This is a genomic window from Acidovorax sp. Q11, from assembly GCF_054950075.1.
The window spans coordinates 120,230-140,282 of the sequence record NZ_JBUDZG010000008.1; the positions used below are offsets into that span (position 1 = coordinate 120,230).

General features: G+C 64.5%; 14 protein-coding genes and 6 tRNA genes. 17 read left to right on the forward strand and 3 right to left on the reverse strand.

What is annotated here, in order from left to right:
* Positions 1 to 33: 33 nt before the first annotated feature.
* The 9 genes from purF (at position 34) to ACYZGB_RS09525 (ending at position 6,898) form a co-directional block, all read left to right on the forward strand.
* Positions 34 to 1,539 (forward strand): amidophosphoribosyltransferase, encoded by a 1,506-nt coding sequence (gene purF, locus ACYZGB_RS09485; RefSeq protein WP_462387991.1) that lies wholly within the window; start codon positions 34 to 36, stop codon positions 1,537 to 1,539.
* 122 nt (positions 1,540 to 1,661) lie between these two features.
* Positions 1,662 to 3,083, forward strand: a complete 1,422-nt coding sequence (gltX, locus tag ACYZGB_RS09490; RefSeq protein WP_462387992.1) for a glutamate--tRNA ligase — start codon at positions 1,662 to 1,664, stop codon at positions 3,081 to 3,083.
* A gap of 65 nt (positions 3,084 to 3,148) precedes the next feature.
* Positions 3,149 to 3,224: transfer RNA gene (locus ACYZGB_RS09495), tRNA-Ala, on the forward strand.
* Positions 3,225 to 3,254: 30 nt separating this feature from the next.
* Positions 3,255 to 3,330, forward strand: a tRNA-Glu gene (locus tag ACYZGB_RS09500).
* A gap of 53 nt (positions 3,331 to 3,383) precedes the next feature.
* Positions 3,384 to 3,460 (forward strand) — tRNA-Asp (locus ACYZGB_RS09505).
* 62 nt (positions 3,461 to 3,522) lie between these two features.
* A tRNA-Ala gene (locus ACYZGB_RS09510) sits at positions 3,523 to 3,598 on the forward strand.
* A gap of 30 nt (positions 3,599 to 3,628) precedes the next feature.
* A tRNA-Glu gene (locus tag ACYZGB_RS09515) sits at positions 3,629 to 3,704 on the forward strand.
* A gap of 53 nt (positions 3,705 to 3,757) precedes the next feature.
* Positions 3,758 to 3,834, forward strand: a tRNA-Asp gene (locus tag ACYZGB_RS09520).
* A 298-nt stretch (positions 3,835 to 4,132) separates the two neighbouring features.
* Positions 4,133 to 6,898, forward strand: coding sequence for a bifunctional diguanylate cyclase/phosphodiesterase (locus ACYZGB_RS09525; protein ID WP_462387993.1), 2,766 nt, complete (start codon positions 4,133 to 4,135; stop codon positions 6,896 to 6,898).
* Between the two features lie 154 nt (positions 6,899 to 7,052).
* On the opposite strand, the gene ACYZGB_RS09530 is transcribed toward ACYZGB_RS09525, so the two are convergent.
* From ACYZGB_RS09530 to ACYZGB_RS09540, 3 genes are all read right to left on the reverse strand, one after another.
* Positions 7,053 to 7,811 carry a 3-hydroxyacyl-CoA dehydrogenase gene (locus ACYZGB_RS09530; RefSeq protein ID WP_436138782.1) on the reverse strand — a complete coding sequence of 253 codons (759 nt, stop codon included), beginning with the start codon at positions 7,809 to 7,811 and terminating at the stop codon, positions 7,053 to 7,055.
* Positions 7,812 to 7,926: 115 nt separating this feature from the next.
* A complete protein-coding gene (locus ACYZGB_RS09535; RefSeq protein WP_462387994.1) occupies positions 7,927 to 8,979 on the reverse strand; it encodes an extracellular solute-binding protein in 1,053 nt (350 codons plus the stop codon).
* Positions 8,980 to 9,383: 404 nt separating this feature from the next.
* On the reverse strand, positions 9,384 to 9,932 hold the full coding sequence (locus ACYZGB_RS09540) for a phasin family protein (RefSeq protein WP_124515095.1): 549 nt from the start codon (positions 9,930 to 9,932) through the stop codon (positions 9,384 to 9,386).
* 200 nt (positions 9,933 to 10,132) lie between these two features.
* On the opposite strand from ACYZGB_RS09540, the gene ACYZGB_RS09545 reads away from it, so the two are divergent.
* The 8 genes from ACYZGB_RS09545 (at position 10,133) to ACYZGB_RS09580 (ending at position 20,045) form a co-directional block, all read left to right on the forward strand.
* The gene (locus ACYZGB_RS09545) at positions 10,133 to 11,071 is read left to right on the forward strand and encodes a histone deacetylase family protein (protein WP_462387995.1); all 939 of its coding nucleotides are present in this window, start codon (positions 10,133 to 10,135) and stop codon (positions 11,069 to 11,071) included.
* Entirely contained in the window at positions 11,068 to 11,559 is a 492-nt protein-coding gene (locus ACYZGB_RS09550; protein ID WP_462387996.1) for an acyl-CoA thioesterase, read from the forward strand. Before ACYZGB_RS09545 ends, ACYZGB_RS09550 begins: the two co-directional genes overlap by 4 nt.
* Positions 11,560 to 11,780: 221 nt before the next feature.
* Complete coding sequence (pncB, locus tag ACYZGB_RS09555; protein WP_462387997.1) at positions 11,781 to 13,001, forward strand: nicotinate phosphoribosyltransferase; 1,221 nt, start codon at positions 11,781 to 11,783, stop codon at positions 12,999 to 13,001.
* Between the two features lie 89 nt (positions 13,002 to 13,090).
* Positions 13,091 to 14,503 carry a sodium:proton antiporter gene (locus ACYZGB_RS09560; RefSeq protein WP_462387998.1) on the forward strand — a complete coding sequence of 471 codons (1,413 nt, stop codon included), beginning with the start codon at positions 13,091 to 13,093 and terminating at the stop codon, positions 14,501 to 14,503.
* Between the two features lie 172 nt (positions 14,504 to 14,675).
* Positions 14,676 to 15,665, forward strand: a complete 990-nt coding sequence (locus ACYZGB_RS09565) for a 2-hydroxyacid dehydrogenase (protein WP_462387999.1) — start codon at positions 14,676 to 14,678, stop codon at positions 15,663 to 15,665.
* 71 nt (positions 15,666 to 15,736) lie between these two features.
* Positions 15,737 to 17,461: a DNA recombination protein RmuC gene (locus ACYZGB_RS09570; protein ID WP_462388000.1), complete on the forward strand. Its 1,725-nt coding sequence runs from the start codon at positions 15,737 to 15,739 to the stop codon at positions 17,459 to 17,461.
* Positions 17,458 to 18,657, forward strand: a complete 1,200-nt coding sequence (locus ACYZGB_RS09575) for an MFS transporter (protein ID WP_462388001.1) — start codon at positions 17,458 to 17,460, stop codon at positions 18,655 to 18,657. Before ACYZGB_RS09570 ends, ACYZGB_RS09575 begins: the two co-directional genes overlap by 4 nt.
* Before the next feature lie 50 nt (positions 18,658 to 18,707).
* The gene (locus tag ACYZGB_RS09580; protein ID WP_462388002.1) at positions 18,708 to 20,045 is read left to right on the forward strand and encodes a surface lipoprotein assembly modifier; all 1,338 of its coding nucleotides are present in this window, start codon (positions 18,708 to 18,710) and stop codon (positions 20,043 to 20,045) included.
* Positions 20,046 to 20,053: the final 8 nt, after the last annotated feature.

The following is a 20,053-nucleotide window of genomic DNA, read 5'->3' on the forward strand; positions in this document are numbered from 1 at the left end:
GGGGCTGTTCCCGCAAACGGATGGAAAACAACTATGTGTGGAATCGTCGGCGTCGTCAGCACAGCGCCCGTCAATCAGCTGATCTATGACGCCCTGCTGCTGCTGCAGCATCGCGGCCAGGACGCAGCGGGCATCGTGACCCAGCAGGGCCGCAAGTTCTTCATGCACAAGGCCAAGGGCATGGTGCGCGACGTGTTCCGCACGCGCAACATGCGAGCCCTGCCAGGCAATGTGGGCCTGGGGCAGGTGCGTTACCCCACGGCGGGCAATGCCTACAGCGAGGAAGAGGCGCAGCCTTTTTACGTGAATGCGCCTTTTGGCCTTGTGCTGGTGCACAACGGCAACCTGACCAATGCGCGCGAACTGCGCAACGAACTGTTCCAGACCGATCACCGCCACACCAACACCGAGAGTGACTCGGAGGTGCTGCTGAATGTTCTGGCGCACGAGCTGGAGCGCTCCACCCGGGGCGTGCCACTGCAGGTCGAGGATGTGTTCGCTGCCGTGCGTGCCGTGCACAAGCGGGTCAAGGGCTCATACGCCGTGATCGCCCTGATTGCTGGCCATGGTCTGCTCGCGTTCCGTGACCCCCATGGCATTCGCCCCCTGGCCCTGGGCCGCAGCCAGGATGGCACGCTGATGGTGGGCAGCGAATCGGTGGCGCTGGAGGGCACATCCCATGTGTTCGAACGCAATATCGACCCCGGTGAGGCTGTGTTCATCACGCTGGACGGCCAGGTCCATGCCAGCCAGTGCGCCGAGAAGCCGCAGCTCAACCCCTGCATCTTCGAGTTCGTGTACCTTGCACGCCCTGATTCGGTGCTGGATGGCATTTCGGTGTACCAGGCTCGTCTGAACCTGGGCGAGGCCCTGGCCAAGCGCGTGGTGTCCACCGTGCCACCCAACGAAATCGATGTAATCATCCCGATCCCCGAGTCCAGCCGCCCCAGTGCCACGCAACTGGCGCACTTGCTCGGCATTCCGTACCGCGAAGGCTTCGTCAAGAACCGCTATGTGGGCCGCACCTTCATCATGCCGGGGCAGGGCGTGCGCAAGAAGTCCGTGCGCCAGAAGCTCAACGTGATCGGCAGTGAATTCAAGGGCCGCAATGTGCTGCTGGTGGACGACTCCATCGTGCGCGGCACCACCAGCCGCGAAATTGTGCAGATGGCGCGCGACGCGGGCGCCCGCAAGGTGTACCTGGCCAGCGCTGCACCGCCGGTGCGTTACCCCAATGTGTACGGCATCGACATGCCTACCAGCAGCGAGCTGGTGGCCCACGGCCGCACGGTGGAAGAGATTCGCCAGGCGATTGGCTGCGACGCGCTGATTTACCAGGACGTGGATGGCATGAAGAAGGCGGTGGGCTCGCTCAATGCGTCCATCGCGGGCTTTGATGCCTCGTGCTTTGACGGCGTGTATGTCACGGGGGACATCACGGCAGAAGACATTGCCAGCCTGAACGAAGGGCGCGTGGGCGTGGAAGAGGGCGAGGAAGACACCTCCCGCTTGGCGCTGCCGAACGCACAAGAGGCCTGAGCGCCAAGGCCGGATCGCTGACGGGCAGTGTGGCGGTTGCCCGCCCGCCGCCCCTCGGATTGATTGTTGACCGATTGACCGAATCTTGACACTGGCCCCGAAAGGGGCCAGACCTTATTGATATGACTGAAACCACAGCTTCCAGCGCGGGCCGCGTGCGCACCCGGTTCGCTCCGTCTCCCACGGGCTTCATCCACCTGGGCAACATCCGCTCGGCGCTCTACCCTTGGGCGTTTGCACGCGCCACGGGGGGCGACTTCATCCTTCGCATCGAAGACACCGACCTGGAGCGCTCCAGCCAGGCGGCGGTGGACGTGATCATCGAAGGCATGGCGTGGCTGGGCCTGGACCACGATGAAGGCCCGTTCTACCAAATGCAGCGCATGGACCGCTACAAAGCGGTGCTGGCCGACCTGCAGGCGGCTGGCCACGTCTACCCTTGCTACATGAGCGTGGCCGAACTGGATGCCCTGCGCGAAAAGCAGATGGCCGCCAAGGAAAAGCCCCGCTACGACGGCACCTGGCGCCCCGAAGACGGCAAAACCTTGCCGCCCGTGCCCGCAGGTGTGTTGCCCGTGCTGCGCTTCAAGAACCCGCAAGGGGACGTGGTGGCGTGGGACGACAAGGTCAAGGGCCGCATCGAGATCCGCAATGATGAGCTGGACGACCTGGTGATCGCTCGCCCCGATGGCACGCCCACCTACAACTTCTGCGTGGTGGTGGACGACATCGACATGGACATCACCCATGTGATCCGCGGTGATGACCATGTGAACAACACGCCGCGCCAGATCAACATCTTCCGCGCCCTGGGCAAGGAGCCGCCCGTGTACGCCCACCTGCCCACCGTGCTGAACGAGCAGGGCGAGAAGATGAGTAAGCGCAACGGTGCCAAGCCCGTCACACAGTACCGCGATGAGGGCTACCTGCCTGACGCCATGGTGAACTACCTGGCGCGCCTGGGATGGAGCCACGGCGATGACGAGATCTTCAGCCGCGAGCAGTTCTTGCAGTGGTTCAACCTCGACCACCTCGGTCGTAGCGCCGCCCAGTTCGACGAGGCCAAGCTGCGCTGGGTGAATGCCCAGCACCTCAAGGCCATGCCCGACGACGCGCTCGCCGCCTTGGTGGCGCCTCAGCTGCAGCAGCGCGGTGTGTCGGAGCAGGCACTGGCCGATGGCCGTCTGGTGCGCGTCTGTGCGTTGTTCAAGGACCGCTGCGACACCACGGTGGCCCTGGCCCAGTGGGCGCAGGTGTTCTATGGCGATGTGACGCCCGTGGAGGCCGAGCGCGCGCAGCATGTCACCGACGCCATTGCGCCCGCGTTGGATGCGCTGGCCGATGCACTGTCTGCCTGCGAATGGGACAAGGCTTCCATCAGCGCCGCCTTCAAGCAGGTGCTGGCCAGCCAGGGCTTGAAGATGCCCCAACTGGCCATGCCGACGCGCGTTCTGACCGTGGGTACGGCCCACACGCCGTCGGTTGATGCCGTGCTGGAATTGGTCGGACGTGAAAAAGTTGTAGCGCGTTTGCGAAACCGCTAAAAATCTGTCTATAATTCAAGGCTCAGATGATGACAACAAATACAAAGTGTTTGAGGTCATTAAGTGGGGGTATAGCTCAGCTGGGAGAGCGCTTGCATGGCATGCAAGAGGTCATCGGTTCGATCCCGTTTACCTCCACCAAAATTTGTTAATGGTTAGTTCCAAGGTTTTGACCCTATCGTCTAGAGGCCTAGGACATCACCCTTTCACGGTGAGTACCGGGGTTCGAATCCCCGTAGGGTCGCCAAGTTTGTAGCACTTGGCTTGTGTTGAAAAATGCAAGCGAAAAGCTGCCTGCCAGGAGTGGTAGTTCAGTTGGTTAGAATACCGGCCTGTCACGCCGGGGGTCGCGGGTTCGAGTCCCGTCCACTCCGCCAGTTTCAAGCCCTTGCTGGCTTTATGTGCGCAAGGCTTTCTTTGGTGCAAATCAGGGAAATTTGGGGGTATAGCTCAGCTGGGAGAGCGCTTGCATGGCATGCAAGAGGTCATCGGTTCGATCCCGTTTACCTCCACCAAAATTTGTTAATGGTTAGTTCCAAGGTTTTGACCCTATCGTCTAGAGGCCTAGGACATCACCCTTTCACGGTGAGTACCGGGGTTCGAATCCCCGTAGGGTCGCCAAGTTTGTAGCACTTGGCTTGTGTTGAAAAATGCAAGCGAAAAGCTGCCTGCCAGGAGTGGTAGTTCAGTTGGTTAGAATACCGGCCTGTCACGCCGGGGGTCGCGGGTTCGAGTCCCGTCCACTCCGCCAGTCATCAACCGCTGCAGTCGCAAGGCTGCAGCGGTTTTTTTGTGCCTTGCTTTCTCCATCGCCTGGGCTGGTGGGCTGTGCGCCTTGCAAGAGCGGGAGTGCCACCTGGCTGTGCAAGAATGTGTAACAACCTTGTGCCATGCCGGTGCGGGGGGTGTAGACGCAAGACCCACATGACCCTTTCCCGGTGGCAGATCCATTCCCAGCATATCGCCAGTTTTAGAGCGGTGGCTCCGGTGTTGTGGGCCCTGACGGGAATCGCGGCGATGGCCTGGGCCTATTTTTCGCAGGCGAGCGCATGGCGGGTGCCGCATTTCTGGCGCTCCACCAGGGACTCGAAACGCTCTCGATTGTGGTGTCGGCGCTGGTTTTTGCGGTGGGATGGAAGGCCCACAGCTTCAATCCGCAGCGAAACGTGTTCATCCTCGCTTGCGGCTTTCTGGGGGTGGCGCTTCTGGACTTCTCGCACATGCTGTCCTATGTCGGCATGCCTGACTATGTCACGCCCAATTCGGTGGCCAAGGGCATCAGCTTCTGGTTGCCTGCGCGGTATCTGGGCGCGGCAAGCTTGTTGTGGGCACTGGCCTTGCAGTGGCATGCACCGGGCCATGTGGTGTCGGCAGGCCCCCGTCGGTACATGGTCTTGGGGTTGGTACTTGGGGTTGTGGCTGCTGTGCATGGGGTGGTCTTCTGGTATCCGCACCTGTACCCCGCAACCTATGGCGCCGAGGGCCTGACACCCTTCAAGATCGCCGCCGAGTACGGCGTGATCGCGCTCTACATCGTGGCCCTGGCGCAGCTGTTGCGTCTGGCGCGGGGTCGTGCATCCTTCGATGTGGCCCGGTTGTTTGCTGCGGTCTGGGTGCTGGCCCTGAGCGAAGTTTTTTTCACGTTGTATGCCACGGCCACAGACTTGTTCAACCTGCTGGGCCATGTGTACAAGGTGCTGGGCTACTACTACCTGTATCGCGCAGTTTTTGTTGGAACCATTGAGGCACCTTACCGGGCCTTGAAGCAATCCGACAAGGCCTTGCGCGCGGTGCTGGATGCGGTGCCCGACCTGATGTTCGAGGTGACACGCGATGGACGCTATGTGCAGATCCATACCCGCCAGCCCGAACTGCTGCTGATGCCCGCTGAGCGGGTGATTGGGCGTTCGGTGCACGACATCTTGCCGCCGCAGGCCGCCTCCGTGGCGCAGGCGGCCATTGACGCTGCGGCCGAGCACGGCATGGCCCGTGATTTTCAGTACACCTTGGACCTGCCCGATGGCAGGCACTGGTTTGAGCTGTCCGTGGCCCGCAAGGCGATGGAGGAGGGGCGGGAAGCCCATTTTGTGGTGCTGTCGCGGGACATCACGCAGCGCGTGGAGACGCTGGACACCCTGCGCAAGCTGCGCCATGCCGTGGAGCAGGCCCCACATTCGATCTTTATCGCCGGTGCCGACGGCAACATTGAATATGTGAACCCAGCTTTTTCTGCTACCTCCGGGTACCCACCCGAGGAGGTGATGGGCCGCAATCCGCGCCTGCTGAGCGCCGGGTCGACCCCGCCGTCGGTGTACCAGGACCTGTGGGCGCACCTTGCCTCTGGGCGGGCGTGGCGGGGCGAGTTCCTCAACCGCCGCAAGGATGGCCGTGAATACTACGAGGCCGCGATCATTTCGCCGCTGCATGACGAGCAGGGCCGTATCACCCATTACCTGGCGGTGCAGGAGGATGTGACCGAACGCAAGCGCGACGAGGAGCGCATCCGCAAGCTGGTCAATTTTGATGCGCTCACCGGGCTGCCCAACCGGACCATGTTTGCGTCGCGCTTCAGCCAGGCGCTGGCGCTCACCCAGCGCAGTGCGCAGCGGCTGGCGCTGCTGTACCTGGATCTGGACCATTTCAAGAACGTCAACGATTCACTGGGCCACCAGGTGGGCGATGAGTTGCTGATCGAGATCGCGCGCCGGTTGCAGTCGGTGGTGCGGGATGAAGACACGGTGTCGCGCCCCGGCGGGGACGAGTTCATCATCGTGCTGCCCCTGGCCGATGCGGAGCATGCCGCGCATGCTGCCGAGCGCCTGCAGGCCGAGGTGTGGCGCGTGTGCCTGCTGGGCCATCACGAGCTGGTGGTGACATCGTCCATCGGCATCGCGATGTACCCCGAGGATGGCCGCGAGTTCGAGACGCTGGCGCAGCGCGCGGACGCTGCCATGTTACGCGCCAAGGAGACGGGGCGCGACACCTACCGGTTCTTTTCTGCCGACATGCAGGCGCGCTCTTTGCGGGTGCTGCAACTCGAAAACGCGCTGCGCAGCGCCGTGGTGCAAGACCAGCTGAGCTTGCACTACCAGCCGCAGATCCGCCTACAGGACGGCCAGGTCACGGGGGTCGAGGCGCTGCTGCGCTGGCACCACCCGGAGTTCGGCGCGGTCAGCCCGGCAGAGTTCATCCCCGTGGCCGAAAGCAGCGGGCAGATCCTGGGTATCGGTGAATGGGTGTTGCGCACGGCGCTGGTCCAGGCCAAAGCCTGGCATGGGGCGGGGTGCATGGGGTTCAAGGGTTTCACCGTGGCCGTCAACCTGTCGATGGTGCAGTTCCGCCATCCTAGCCTCGTGGAGATGGTGCAGCGGGTGCTGGCCGAGAGCGGGGTGCCCCCGCAGATGCTGGAGCTGGAGCTGACCGAAAGCATCGCCATGGACGCACCTGAAAAGGTGATCGCGATTGTCCAGCAGCTGTTTGATCTGGGCGTTCAACTGTCTATCGATGACTTTGGCACGGGCTACTCGTCGTTCAGCTACATCCAGAGGTTGCGGGTGCACAAGCTCAAGATCGACCAGTCATTCGTACGCCACCTGGGTGAAGAGGGCAACGCCCGGCACATCGTGCGGGCCATCATCGGGCTCGCGCAGAGCCTGGGCCTGGAAACCATTGCCGAAGGGGTGGAGACCGCCGAGCAGTCGGCGGCGTTGCTGTCCCTGAGGTGTGACACCGGCCAGGGTTATTACTTCAGCCGACCGGTGCCCGTGGCCCAACTGGATGTATGGATGGCCGCCCGCCCCAATCCGCAGGGCTGACCGGGGGAGGGCAGCGGCCCCCAGGTGGGAAGGGGGCAGCACTCAGGTTTTTTAGGCCCTCTGCGCGCTATAGGTAAGCGCTTATTGCTATCTATTTGGTAGCAAAATGGGGCGATACACCAGGCACAGAGGGCTCTCAGCCTTCCGGTTCCTGTCAGCGCGGTGCCAGGCGGATGGCGCCGTCGAGGCGAATCACTTCGCCGTTGAGCATGTCGTTCTCGAAGATGTGCTGCACCAGCTTGGCGTAGTCTTGCGGTGTGCCCAGGCGACTGGGGAAGGGCACGCCAGCGGCAAGGGCGTCCTGCACTTCTTGCGGCATGCCAAACAGCATCGGTGTGCCGAAGATGCCGGGGGCAATCGTCATGTTGCGGATGCCGTTGCGCGCCAAATCGCGGGCAATGGGCAGGGTCATGCCCACCACGCCGCCCTTGGAGGCGGAATAGGCGGCCTGGCCGATCTGGCCGTCATATGCGGCCACGCTGGCGGTGGAGATCAGTGCGCCGCGCTCGCCGGTGGATTCGGGCTCGTTCTTGCTCATGGCTTCGGCGGCCAGGCGGATCATGTTGAAGCTGCCGATCAGGTTGACCGTGATGGTCTTGCTGAACAGGGCTAGCGCGTGGGCGCCGTTCTTGCCCACGGTTTTTTCGGCGGGGGCAATGCCAGCACAGTTGACCAGACCCATGAGCTTGCCCAGCGACACGGCCTTGGCCACCACGGCCTGGCCATCGGCCTCGTTGCTCACATCACATTTCACAAACGCGCCGCCGATCTCCTTGGCCACGGCTTCGCCTTTTTCTGCCTGCATGTCGGCAATGACCACGGTGCCGCCCTGGGCGGCCAGCATGCGCGCCGTGCCTTCGCCCAGGCCCGATGCGCCGCCAGTGACGATGAATACCTTGCCCTTGATGTCCATGGGGTGTCTCCAGTAAGTGACGTTAACGTAAACGTCAATTATGGCGCATATCCTTGCGGCACTGAAGGCGAAAAAAAGCCCGGACATGGCCGGGCTTGTCTGGGGCAGGGCGGGCTTACTGGAAGCCGACGCGGTCCAGCATCTGCTGCACCTTGGTGGTGTTGGCGCCCACGGCGCTGATCGGGATGGTTTCGCTTTTGAAGGGCTTGCCACCCGTCATGGCCTTGAGGGCCGGGTTGTCCAGCGCAACGCCCTTGGCGGCAGGCCATTCGTTGTTGCCGTTGGCGAAGTAGTTTTGCGCCTCGGGGCTGGCCAGATATTCGAGGAACTTGACCGCATTGGCCTGGTTCTTGGCATGCTTGGCCACCGCGCCACCTGCGATGTTCAGGTGCGTGCCCCAGGATTCCTGGTTGGGGAACACCACGCCGACCTTGTTGACCACGGCCACGTCTTCGGGCTTTGTGGAGCGCATCATGCGGGCGAGGTAGTAGCTATTGGTCACGGCAATGTCGCACTCACCCGCGGCCACGGCCTTGATCTGGTCGGTGTCACCGCCCTTGGGGGGGCGGGCCAGGTTGCCCACCATGCCCTTGAGCCAGGCTTCGGCCTTCTGCTCGCCCATGTGCTCCGTCACCGCGCCGAACAGGCTCAGGTTGTAGGGGTGCGAGCCCGAGCGGATGCACAGCTTGCCCTTGTTCTTGGGGTCACCCAGCTCTTCGTAGGTGTCCACGTCGGCCTTTTCGACCTTGACCTTGTTGTAAACGATCACACGGGCGCGGGTGGACAGGCCATACCAGGCAATGCCGCCATCGGCAACGGGATTGCTGCGCAGGTTGGCTGGGATGGCGTCGTTCAGGACCTTGGACTTGATGGGCTGGAACAGGCCATCGACTTCACCCTTGTAAAGACGGGCCGCATCCACCAGCAGGATCACGTCGGCAGGGGAGGCTGCGCCCTCGGCCTTGAGACGGGCCAGGATGCCTGCGTCGTCCGCGTCCACACGATTGATCTTGATGCCGGTGGCCTTGGTGAAGCCGGTGTACAGGGCTTCGTCGGTGGAGTAGTGGCGGGCCGAGTAGAGGTTCACCACCTGCTCCTGGGCATGGGCGGCACCCGCAGCGGCGGCCAGGGCACAAACACTCAGCAAGGCTTTCACAGTCTTCGACATGGGATGCATCTTTCGGGGTTGTTACTGCCGCAATGATAAAACAAACGCGAATTATTCTTAATAAATGCCCGAAATGGGGCCCGGGATTGTGAGCGAGGGCTGATGCAGCGCAAGGCCAGATGGGCCGTGCGGCACCTGCCCCGCAGTTGTGCCCCGATGTGCCCACATGCCCGTGCTCTCGCGCCATGTGCGCGATGGCTGGATGGGGTGGGATCGAACAAGCAAAAAAAAGCCCGGTCGCAAAACCGGGCTTTAAAAGGATCCTTGAAACGGGGGTTTCGAGAGGATCCAAGGAGACAACTCGCGCGCTGTACACAGGGTGTGTGTCGCAGCGCTTGGGTCAATTATCAGGGTAATCCCTGAATGCGGCCTAGAGGTTGCACTCCAGACCGCAGGTACTGGGCTTAGCGCTTGCGGGGAGCAGCGGTCTTGGCGGCGTTGGCAGCAGTGCTGGCCACAGCGTTGAAGTTGGCTTCGGCCACATCGGACGCTTGCTTGACGGCCTTTTGAACCGATTCAAACGCGTTGTTGGCGGCAGAGACGGCGCTCTTCATCACGGCCACGGCGGTTTCAGAACCGGCGGGGGCGTTCTTGGCGGCGCTGTCCACCAGGTTGGTGAAAGCCTTCTGCGCGTCGGTGGCTTGCGATTCGAAAGCCTTGCCGAATTCGGCGCCGGTGCCCGAAGCGATGTCGTACAGGTGACGGCTGTAGGCAGCAGTCTTTTCAGCCAGGGGCTGGAACAGGCCAGCTTGCAGGGCCAGCAGCTCTTGTGCGTCCTTCACACCCAGCACGGCTTGCGTGTGGGTGGCGGCTTCCGACAGGGCGGCGCGCGAAGCGGTCACGTTCAGTTCCACCAGCTTTTCCACGCCTTCGAAGGCCTTGGTCGTCAGACCAAACAGGGTTTCGATGTTGGCTTTGTGCGAGGCCAGGATTTGTTCAGCGGTCAGCGTCATGTCATATCTCCTAAAAATGGGACCCAGAGGGCCAGGGTGGCTTACAGACATCTGCGCTGACCTTGACCCGGTAGAGTCATGTTGCAGTGCAGCATGGGTTGAATTTTAGGGACTTGCTGCGCTATTGCAAGGGTTTTTTGTTGCACTGCAGCAAATTAGGTACGGCGCCCCAGAAATCCACGGCTTGCCACAATCGCGTCATGTTTGCCTACTACGCCGATCACTTTGTTCTGCCCCTGCCCGAGGGCCACCGTTTTCCCATGGCCAAATACCGCATGCTGCGCGACCGGATTGCACAGCAACTGCCCGGCGTGGCGCTGCAGGTGGCGTTGCCTGCGGCGGACGAAGACTTGGCGCTGGCCCACACCCCCGAATACATCGACGCAATTGCGCACGGCACGCTGCCGCCCGCTGCGCAGCGCGAGATCGGCTTCCCCTGGAGCGAGGCCATGGCCGAGCGCGCACGGCGCTCGGTGGGCGCCACGGTGGCTGCCAGCCGCCAAGCCTTGCGCGACGGTGTGGCCGGCAACCTGGCGGGCGGCACGCACCATGCCTATGCAAACAAGGGCAGCGGGTTCTGCGTGTTCAACGATGTGGCCGTGGCCGCCCGGCGCATGCAGGCCGAACATGCCGCAGGGCGGGGCGGTGGCAGCTTGCCGCTGCAGGTGGCCGTGATCGACCTGGACGTGCACCAGGGCAATGGCACGGCGCATATCTTCCAGGGTGACGACAGCGTGTTCACGCTGTCAGTGCACGGGGCGCGCAACTTTCCCTTTCGCAAAGAGGCGGGCGATCTGGATGTTGACCTGCCGGACGGCTGTGGGGATGCGGAGTATCTGCAGGCGCTGGACGAGGCCCTGGCGGTGCTGGAGCAGCGCTGCACGCCCGGCCTCGTGTTTTACCTGGCTGGGGCCGACCCGCACGAAGGCGATCGCCTGGGCCGCCTGGCCGTGACCCACGATGGCCTGGAGTCGCGCGACCGGCGCGTGTTCGACTGGGCCTGGCAGCTGCGCATCCCGCTGGTGTTCGCGATGGCGGGGGGGTATGGCAACGATCTGGAAGACACGATCCAGGCCCAGCTCACCACTTGGCGCGTGGCCTTGCAATACCACCAGCGCTGGCAGAATGTGCGGCCATGACCTCTGCCGCCAGCACCCCGTCCACCTCCCCCACCACAGCCCCCGCACCCGCGCGCCCGGCCCCGCAGCCGCGCAGCGCCTACCGCGTGTTCCGCCCCATCAGCACACGCTGGGCCGACAACGATGTGTATGGGCACGTGAACAACGTTGTGTACTACAGCTGGTTCGACACGGCGGTCAACGCCCACCTCATTGACCAGGGCGTGCTCGACATCCATGCGGGTGGCACCATCGGCCTGGTGATCGAGACCCAGTGCAACTACTTTGCGCCGCTGGCGTTTCCGCAGACGGTGGAGGCGGGCATCCGCGTGGCCAAGCTCGGGGGTTCCAGCGTGCGTTACGAGGTGGGCCTGTTTGCGCAGGGCGAGCCACTCACCGCCGCCGCTGGCCATTTCATCCACGTGTATGTAGACCGCGAAACCCGCCGCCCTGTGCCCGTGCCCGAGGCGCTGCGCGCCGTGCTGCAGGCGCTGGTGGTGCCTGCCTGACAGGCCGTGCTGTGGTTGCAATGCATTTGATAGCAATCAGTCCATGTCTAGAGCGCGGTAGCGGCCAAAAAACCTTGAAGCTCCACCCGGGCGGCAGCGCCAACTGAACACGGGTAAAGGTTCCGGGCCACACCCAGCGCTATGGCCGCCTATGGCCTACACTTTGCGGCTTCGCTGAACGGCCTCCCGCACCCTGGCGCTACCCTGCGCCTGCCCCGTCCATGATCATCACCAGCCTGCTCGACACCGACCTGTACAAGTTCACCATGATGCAGGTGGTGCTGCACCAGTTCCCGGGGGCGCAGGTCGAGTACAAGTTCAAGTGCCGCAACCCCGGCGTGCAGCTGGCGCCGTTTGCCAACGAGATCCGTGACGAGATCCGGTCGCTGTGCAGCCTGCATTTCCAGGACGCCGAACTGGCCTACCTGCGCTCGCTGCGTTTCATCAAGAGCGACTTCGTGGACTTTCTCGGGCTGTTCCGGCTCAACGAGAAATACATCACCGTCACCCCCCAGCACAACGGCGAGATCGACATCTCCATCCGCGGGCCCTGGCTGCACACCATCCTGTTCGAGATCCCGGTGCTGGCCATCGTCAACGAGGTCTACTTCCGCAACACGCAGAAGGTGCCCGACTTCCCCGAGGGCCGCAGGCGCCTCGACACCAAGATCACCCAGTTGCAGGCCGAGGGCCTGGCCGACCTCAAGATTGCCGACTACGGCACCCGCCGCCGCTTCTCGCGCGCCTGGCACGAAGAAGTTCTGCGTGTGCTGGTGGCCCGCCTGGGCACGGGCGACCGCCGCCCCGGCTCCCCCGCAGGGCCCGGCCAGTTTGCGGGCACGAGCAACGTGCTCTATGCCATGAAGCTGGGCGTGACGCCGCTGGGCACCATGGCGCACGAGTACCTGCAGGCCTGCCAGGCCCTGGGCCCGCGCCTGCGCGACAGCCAGGTGTTCGGCTTTGAAATGTGGGCCAAGGAATACCGGGGCGACCTGGGCATTGCGCTGTCGGATGTGTACGGCATGAGCGCCTTCCTGCGCGACTTCGACCTGTATTTCTGCAAGCTGTTCGACGGCGCGCGCCACGACAGCGGCGACCCGTTTGCCTGGGGCGAGCGTTTGCTGGAGCATTACCGCAAGAACCGAGTCGATCCGCTGACCAAGACGCTGATCTTCAGCGATGCGCTCACCATACCGCGCACCATCGAGCTGTACCAGCAGTTCCGGGGCCGCTGCCAGCTGGCGTTTGGCATTGGCACCAACCTCACCAACGACCTGGGCAGCCCGCCTGCGCACGAGCCGCTGCAGGTCGTGATCAAGATGACACGCTGCAACGACCAGCCCGTGGCCAAGCTGTCGGACACGCCGGGCAAGGGCATGTGCGATGACGAGAAGTACCTGGCCTACCTGCGCCAGGTGTTCGACATCCCTGCGGCGGCGTAGCCGCTGGAAGATTGTCGGTAGCTGTTGGCGATTGGGGATGGGCGCCGGGGCGCGCTTCCGATGTTGAAAACTGGATGGAGACAAGAGCTTTGAAACTTTCGCGCGGGCTGGCTTTTTCAGGTCTTCTGACCGCACTGCCCGGCATGGCCGTCGCGGCCGAAATCGACGGCAGTACGCTGTCCGTGCTTTGGGGCGTGCCGTTTGCGGGCATCCTGCTGTCGATTGCACTTTTGCCGCTGCTCGCGCCCATCTTCTGGCACCACCATTTCGGCAAGGTCGCGGCAGCCTGGGGCCTGGCGTTTCTGCTGCCTTTTGCCATCACCTTCGGGCCGGGCATGGCGGGTGTGAGCCTCGTGCATGCGCTGCTGGCCGAATACATCCCGTTCGTGATCTTGCTGACGGCGCTGTTCACGGTGGCGGGCGGCATCTTCATCCGGGGCAACCTGCATGGCAGCCCGGGGCTCAACACCGCCATCTTGGGCCTGGGCGCGGTGCTCGCCAGCTTCATGGGCACTACGGGCGCGTCCATGCTGCTGATCCGCCCGCTGATCCGCGCCAACGACAACCGCCAGCATGTGGCCCATGTGGTGGTGTTCTTCATCTTCATCGTCTCCAACGCCGGGGGCTCGCTCACGCCGCTGGGCGATCCGCCGCTGTTCCTGGGCTTCCTCAAGGGCGTGGACTTCTTCTGGACGGTGAGCCACATCTTCCAGGAAACGCTGTTCCTCGTCGGCGCGTTGCTGGCCATCTTCTTTGTGCTCGACAGCTGGTACTACCGCCGCCGCGAAGAGGTGCTCAAGGCCGACCCCACGCCCGACAGCCGTGCCATCGGCTTTGACGGCAAGGTCAACTTTGCGCTGCTGGGCGCGGTGGTGGCTTTGGTGCTGGTCAGCGGCTTCTGGAAGTCGTCCGTGGCGTTCAACATCGCGGGCACCGAAGTCGGCCTGCCCGGCATCGTGCGCGATGTGGGCCTCATCATCGTGACCCTGGCGTCGCTGTGGCTCACGCCCAAGAAGGTGCACGAGGACAACCAGTTCGGCTGGGCCCCCATGCAGGAGGTGGCCAAGCTGTTTGCGGGCATCTTCCTCACCATCATCCCCGTCATCGCCATGCTCAAGGCCGGTGTCAACGGCCCGTTCGGCGCCATCGTGGCGGCCGTCACGCGGCCCGATGGCTCGCCTGACCCGGCCATGTACTTCTGGGCGGCGGGCGCGCTCAGCTCCTTCCTCGACAACGCGCCCACCTACCTTGTGTTCTTCAACACCGCAGGCGGCGACCCTGCCGTGCTGATGACCGCCCTGGCGCCTACGCTGGCCGCCATCTCGGCGGGCGCCGTGTTCATGGGCGCCAACACCTACATTGGCAATGCGCCCAACCTCATGGTCAAGGCCATTGCCGAGGACCGGGGTGTGAAGATGCCGAGCTTCTTTGGCTACATGCTTTGGTCGGGGTGCATTCTGGTGCCGCTCTTTATCGTCATGACTTTTATCTGGTTTAGATAGTGGACATCCCCCTGAGCGGCTGCGCCGCTTCCCCCTTCTCTCGCACCGCTGCGCGCTGCGGGAAGGGGGACGCCGCCCTCGCTGCAGGGCGGCCTTTGCTCGGCGGCCCTGGTCTTGGTGCATGCCCGTTTTACGTGCGGTGATCTCCACACAATTGATTGGAAATAGCAATATGAGTAAACCCCGCATCCTGGTCGCGCGTGCGATCTTCCCCGACATCGTGGACCGCCTGCGCGAGCATTTCGACGTCGAAGCCAACCCCGACGATGTGATCTGGACGCCGCAAGAACTGGCCGCGCGCCTGGCCGACAAGGACGGTGTGCTGACCACCGGCAGCCAGCGCATCGACGCCGCGCTGCTGTCCGCTGCGCCGCGCCTCAAGATCTGCGCCAACATGGCCGTGGGCTACAACAACTTTGACTTGGATGCCATGACCGCCGTCGGTGTGTTGGGCACCAACACGCCCGATGTGCTGACCGAGACCACGGCCGACTTTGGCTTTGCGCTGCTGATGGCCACGGCCCGTCGCATGACCGAGAGCGAGCACTACCTGCGCGCAGGCCAATGGACCAAGTGGAGCTACGACATGTTCGCGGGCAGCGACATCCATGGCAGCACGCTGGGCATCATCGGCATGGGGCGCATCGGGCAGGGTATTGCCAAGCGTGGCGCGCATGGCTTTGGCATGAAGGTGGTCTATCACAACCGTTCGCGGCTTTCGGCAGAGATGGAGGCCGAATGCAAGGCCAGCTATGTCAGCAAAGAAGAGCTGCTGCGCACGGCCGACCATGTGGTGCTGGTGGTGCCCTACACCCCCGCATCGCACCACACCATCGGTGCCCCCGAGCTGGCGCTGATGAAGCCCACGGCCACACTCATCAACATTGCGCGCGGCGGCATTGTGGACGACGCCGCGCTGGCGGTGGCACTGCGAGAAGGCCGCATTGCCGCAGCGGGCCTGGACGTGTTCGAAGGCGAGCCCAGCGTGCACCCCGACCTGCTCACTGTGCCCAACGTGGTGCTCACGCCCCATATCGCCAGTGCCACGGTGCCCACGCGCCGTGCCATGGCCAACCTGGCGGCCGACAACCTGATCGCCTTCTTTGGCGGGCGCGGGCCGCTCACCCCGGTGAACCAGCCCCAGGCGGGGCTGCGGGGCTAGGATTTGAAGAAAATTGGCCGTTACCGCGCGATGGATAAGCGGTAATAGCTATCAAAATTATAGTAATCACCTTGACTACAGATACGCTTGTTTTGTTGGCCGCATGGGCCGTTGTGGTGGTGCTGGTGGCTGTGGCGCTGCTGCGCCGCCCGCGTGTGGAGCTGCCTGCCGAGTGGCTGGCGCGCCTGCAGGCGCTGGAGTCCACGGCCCAGGCCACCCAACTGGCCGTGGCCCGCAACGACGGTGCCATGGAGGCGATGGCGAAGCAGCTCTCGGGCTTTACGCAGGCCACGCAGCACCAGCTGGAGGCCCTGCGCGGCGCGGTGGATGAGCGGCTGGCCCAGGCCGTGGGCGAGTCCCGCACCGGCCGGGCTGAGCTGCTGGCCGCGTTTGGCGCGTTTGAGGCCAAGCTGGAGCAGCGTCTGGCCCAGGGCCAGGCCGAGGCAGCGTTGGCGCGCAAGGAACTGTCCGATGCGCTGGCCGCCTTCCGCGCCGAACTCACGCAGACCGCGCAGTCGCTCGCGTCGGATAGCCAGCGCTCACGCGAGGCGCTGGCCGAAAGCACGCAGCTGTTCGAGCAGCGCATCCAAGAGCGCTTCGAAGCCCTGTCGGCCGCCACGCGCGGCACGCTCGACTCGCTCAAGACCGACATCCAGACGCAGATGGGCACCGTGTCCACGGCGCTCAAGGACCAGCTCGAAGCCAACGGCAACCAGATCCGAAACCAGTTCTCGGTGCTGCAGGACGCGGTCTCGCAGCAGCTCACGGGCATGGTGCAGGGCAGCCAGCACAACGCCGAGCAGCTGCGCAATGCGCTCAACGAACGCCTGGCCGCCATCCAGGCCGACAACGCGACCAAGCTCGAAGAAATGCGCCGCACGGTGGACGAAAAACTCCACGCCACGCTGGAGCAGCGCCTGGGCGAATCCTTCAAGCTGGTGAGCGACCGGCTCGAACAAGTGCACAAGGGCTTGGGCGAGATGCAGACGCTGGCAGGCAGCGTGGGTGACCTGAAGCGCGTGATGACCAACGTGAAGACGCGTGGCACCTGGGGCGAAATGCAGCTGGGCGCCATCATCGACAACGTGCTCACACCCGACCAGTTCGCGCGCAACGTCAAGACGGTGCCGGGCAGCGACGAGCTGGTGGAATTCGCGATCCGCCTGCCGGGCAAGAACGACGAACACCCGGTGTGGCTGCCCATCGACTCCAAGTACCCCGTGGAGCAGTACCAGCGCCTCATGGATGCGCAGGACGCGGCCGACAAGGCGGCCATCCTGTCGGCGGGCAATGCGTTTGAAACGTCGATCAAGCTCGAAGCGAAAAAGATCTTCGCCAAATATGTCTCGCCCCCTCACACCACCGACTTTGCCGTGCTGTATCTGCCCACCGAAGGCCTGTTTGCCGAGGTGATGCGCCGCCCCGGTTTGGTGGAAGCGGTGCAGAACGAATGCCGCGTGATGATCACCGGCCCAGCCAACCTGGCCGCGATGCTCAACAGCCTGCAGATGGGCTTCAAGACGCTGGCGATCGAGAAACGCTCGTCCGAGGTGTGGAGTCTCTTGGGCATGGTCAAGACCGAGTTCGCCAAGTTTGGCGATGTGGTCGAAGCCACCAAAAAATCCATCGACGCCGCCGCCAAGAAGTTTGACGAGGTGGGCGTGCGTACCCGCGCCATCCAGCGCAAGCTGCGCGACGTGCAGGAACTGCCCGCACCCGATGCGGCCCGCGCCCCGCTGGCTGGTGCCCGCACGGCAGCCTTGCCCGGGCTGGACCCCGAGGACGATTTGCCGTGAACGGAACACTGGCCCGGTTGATCGCTGGCCAGATCTGCGTGCACGGCAGCATGGCCGGCATGCGCCTGGCCGCGCCGCTGCTGGCGCTGCGCGAGGGCTACAGCGCGGCGGCCGTGGGCTTGCTGGTGGCGCTTTTTGCGCTCACGCAGGTGTTTCTGGCGCTGCCTGCGGGCCGCTATGCCGACCGCCACGGGCTCAAGCGCCCGGTGGGCTATTCGGTGGCCGTGGCCTGTATGGGCGCGGGGCTGGCCGTGGTGTTTCCCATTTTTCCGGTGCTGTGCGTGGCTGCGCTGATGACCGGCGCCGCAGCCGGGACCGCCACGATTGCCGTGCAGCGCCACGCGGGCCGCGCCGTGCACGACGCGACCGAGCTCAAGCAGGTGTTCAGCTGGCTGTCCATCGGCCCGGCGGTGTCCAACTTCATCGGCCCGTTTGCGGCCGGGCTGGCGATTGACCTGGCGGGCAGCACGCCGGGCAGCCTGGAGGGCTACCGCGCAGCGTTTGCGCTGCTGGCGTTGCTGCCCCTGCTCAGCTGGTTTTGTGTGCGGGGGGTGCCAGACCTGCCAGCTGCCAGCGTTGCGGCGGGCAGCACCCCGGGCGGGCCGCCCCAGCGAGCCTGGGACCTGCTGGGCGATGCGCCGTTTCGCCGCCTGCTCATCGTCAACTGGCTGATTTCCTCCTGCTGGGACGTGCATGCGTTTGCCGTGCCGCTGCTGGGGCACGAGCGCGGGCTGTCGGCCGCCGTCATCGGCACCATCTTTGGCGCGTTTGCCATTGCGGCCACCGTGATCCGCGTGTTGATGCCCTTTTTCGCCAAGCGCCTGCGCGAGCAGGCCGTGATGGCGGTGGCCATGCTGGTCACAGCCGTGCTGTTTGCGGTGTACCCGCTGCTGCACAGCGCCTGGGCCATGGGCCTGTGCTCGGTGCTGCTGGGCCTGGCGCTGGGCACGGGGCAGCCCATGGTGATGAGCCTGCTGCACCAGATCACGCCTTCTCACCGCCAGGGCGAGGCGCTGGGCCTGCGGCTGATGGCGATCAACGCGTCCAGCGTGCTGATGCCGCTGATGTTTGGCTCGGCCGGGGCGGTGATTGGCGTGAGCGGCCTGTTCTGGGCGGTGGGCGCGGCGGGCCTGGGGGGCTCGCGGCTGGCGTGGCGCATTGTTAACAGGGTTCCCGAGGAGTCCCAAAAAGCGTAAACAGGTGTAAATTGCCTTTGCCCGTCAGCGGGTTCCGAGAGGGGGCTGTCATGTACCTTCGATTCTGGTCACGGCGCGTGTTGCCATGGTGCCTGGCCTCGGCGCTGGGCGCGGGCCTTCCGTCTGTGGCGCTGGCCGACGAGGTGGTCCAGCAGGCCACCGCCCTGGTGCGCCAAGGGCAGGCCGTGCAGGCTTTTCAATTGCTGGATGCCCACGAGGCCCGGCGTGCGGGTGACCCGGCGTTTGACGCCGCCATGGGCGAGGCAGCCCATGCGGCGGGCCAGTACACCCGGGCCATCATGGCGCGCGAACGGGTGCTGGCGGCCGACCCCGGCAACCAGGCCGCCCAGGTGGCGCTGGGGCAGTCGCTGCAGGCCGTGGGCGACCGGCGCGGCGTGTTGGCGCTGCCGCCCCAGGTGCAGGCTTTGCTGATCCCCGTGGACGCGGGGCACACCCTGGACCAGTTCCTGTATTCGTACGACCGCCCCGAGTACGGCGGACATTCCTCGATCAAGGGCTATGTGGAGCTGGGCGTGGGCCATGACTCCAACGCCAATGCCGCGCCCGTGGTGGGCGAGTTGCAGTCCCCCGTGCCGGGCACGCCGCCGTGGGCCTTGCTGCCCGAAGCGCAGGCCACCTCGGGCAACTATGTGGTGGCGCAGGCCGGGCTGCGGGGCCGGGCGGTGATCAATTCGCGCTGGTCGGTGGTGGGCACGGCGCTCGCGGCCACACGCCACTACGGCGGCCAGGCCGACCGGTTTGACCACACGGCCCTGGACGGCGCCTTGGGCATGGCCTGGCGGGCCGAGCGGCATGAGGTGATTGTCTCAGGGCAGGGCTCGTACTACGCACTCGACGGCTCGCGCCTGCGCACCATGGGCGGTGTGCTGGGCGAGTGGATCTACCGCATCGACGGCTTCCGGCAATGGGGCAGCTTCTTGCAGGTGCTGGAGGTGCGCTACCCCACGCAGGAGCTGCGCAATGTGCGGCGCAGTGTGCTGGGCACCTCGTATTCGCACCTGTTTCGCAACGGCACATCGGCCTATGCGGGCGTGTATGGCGGGCGTGAGCAGCCCAAGGCCAACGATGCCGACCCGCTGGGCCACCGCCTGTGGGGCGTGCGCGTGGGTGGGCAATGGCCGCTGGCACCGCAGTGGACGGTGTTTGCCAGCGCCGACTGGGAGCACCGGCGCTATGGTGGGCAGGACCCGTTTTTTGCCGTGACCCGCACCGACCGCCAGGCCCAGGTGGCGCTGGGCCTGAACTGGACCCCTGCGCCAGGCTGGCGCGTGACGCCGCAGTGGCAGTTCACGCGCAACGCCTCCACGCTGCCCATCACCGACTATGAGCGGCGGGTGTTTTCCATCCTGCTGCGCCGGGAGTTCTGAATGCGGCC

What these genes read in the sequence shown, in the direction of transcription:
- ACYZGB_RS09530 (WP_436138782.1), bottom strand. Translation starts at nt 7,811, where the DNA reads ATGGACATCAAGGGCAAGGTATTCATCGTCACTGGCGGCGCATCGGGC.
- pncB (WP_462387997.1), top strand. Translation starts at nt 11,781, where the DNA reads ATGATCATCACCAGCCTGCTCGACACCGACCTGTACAAGTTCACCATG.
- gltX (WP_462387992.1), top strand. Translation starts at nt 1,662, where the DNA reads ATGACTGAAACCACAGCTTCCAGCGCGGGCCGCGTGCGCACCCGGTTC.
- ACYZGB_RS09540 (WP_124515095.1), bottom strand. Translation starts at nt 9,932, where the DNA reads ATGACGCTGACCGCTGAACAAATCCTGGCCTCGCACAAAGCCAACATC.
- ACYZGB_RS09535 (WP_462387994.1), bottom strand. Translation starts at nt 8,979, where the DNA reads ATGTCGAAGACTGTGAAAGCCTTGCTGAGTGTTTGTGCCCTGGCCGCC.
- ACYZGB_RS09525 (WP_462387993.1), top strand. Translation starts at nt 4,133, where the DNA reads ATGGCGGGTGCCGCATTTCTGGCGCTCCACCAGGGACTCGAAACGCTC.
- ACYZGB_RS09565 (WP_462387999.1), top strand. Translation starts at nt 14,676, where the DNA reads ATGAGTAAACCCCGCATCCTGGTCGCGCGTGCGATCTTCCCCGACATC.
- purF (WP_462387991.1), top strand. Translation starts at nt 34, where the DNA reads ATGTGTGGAATCGTCGGCGTCGTCAGCACAGCGCCCGTCAATCAGCTG.
- ACYZGB_RS09545 (WP_462387995.1), top strand. Translation starts at nt 10,133, where the DNA reads ATGTTTGCCTACTACGCCGATCACTTTGTTCTGCCCCTGCCCGAGGGC.
- ACYZGB_RS09580 (WP_462388002.1), top strand. Translation starts at nt 18,708, where the DNA reads ATGTACCTTCGATTCTGGTCACGGCGCGTGTTGCCATGGTGCCTGGCC.
- ACYZGB_RS09550 (WP_462387996.1), top strand. Translation starts at nt 11,068, where the DNA reads ATGACCTCTGCCGCCAGCACCCCGTCCACCTCCCCCACCACAGCCCCC.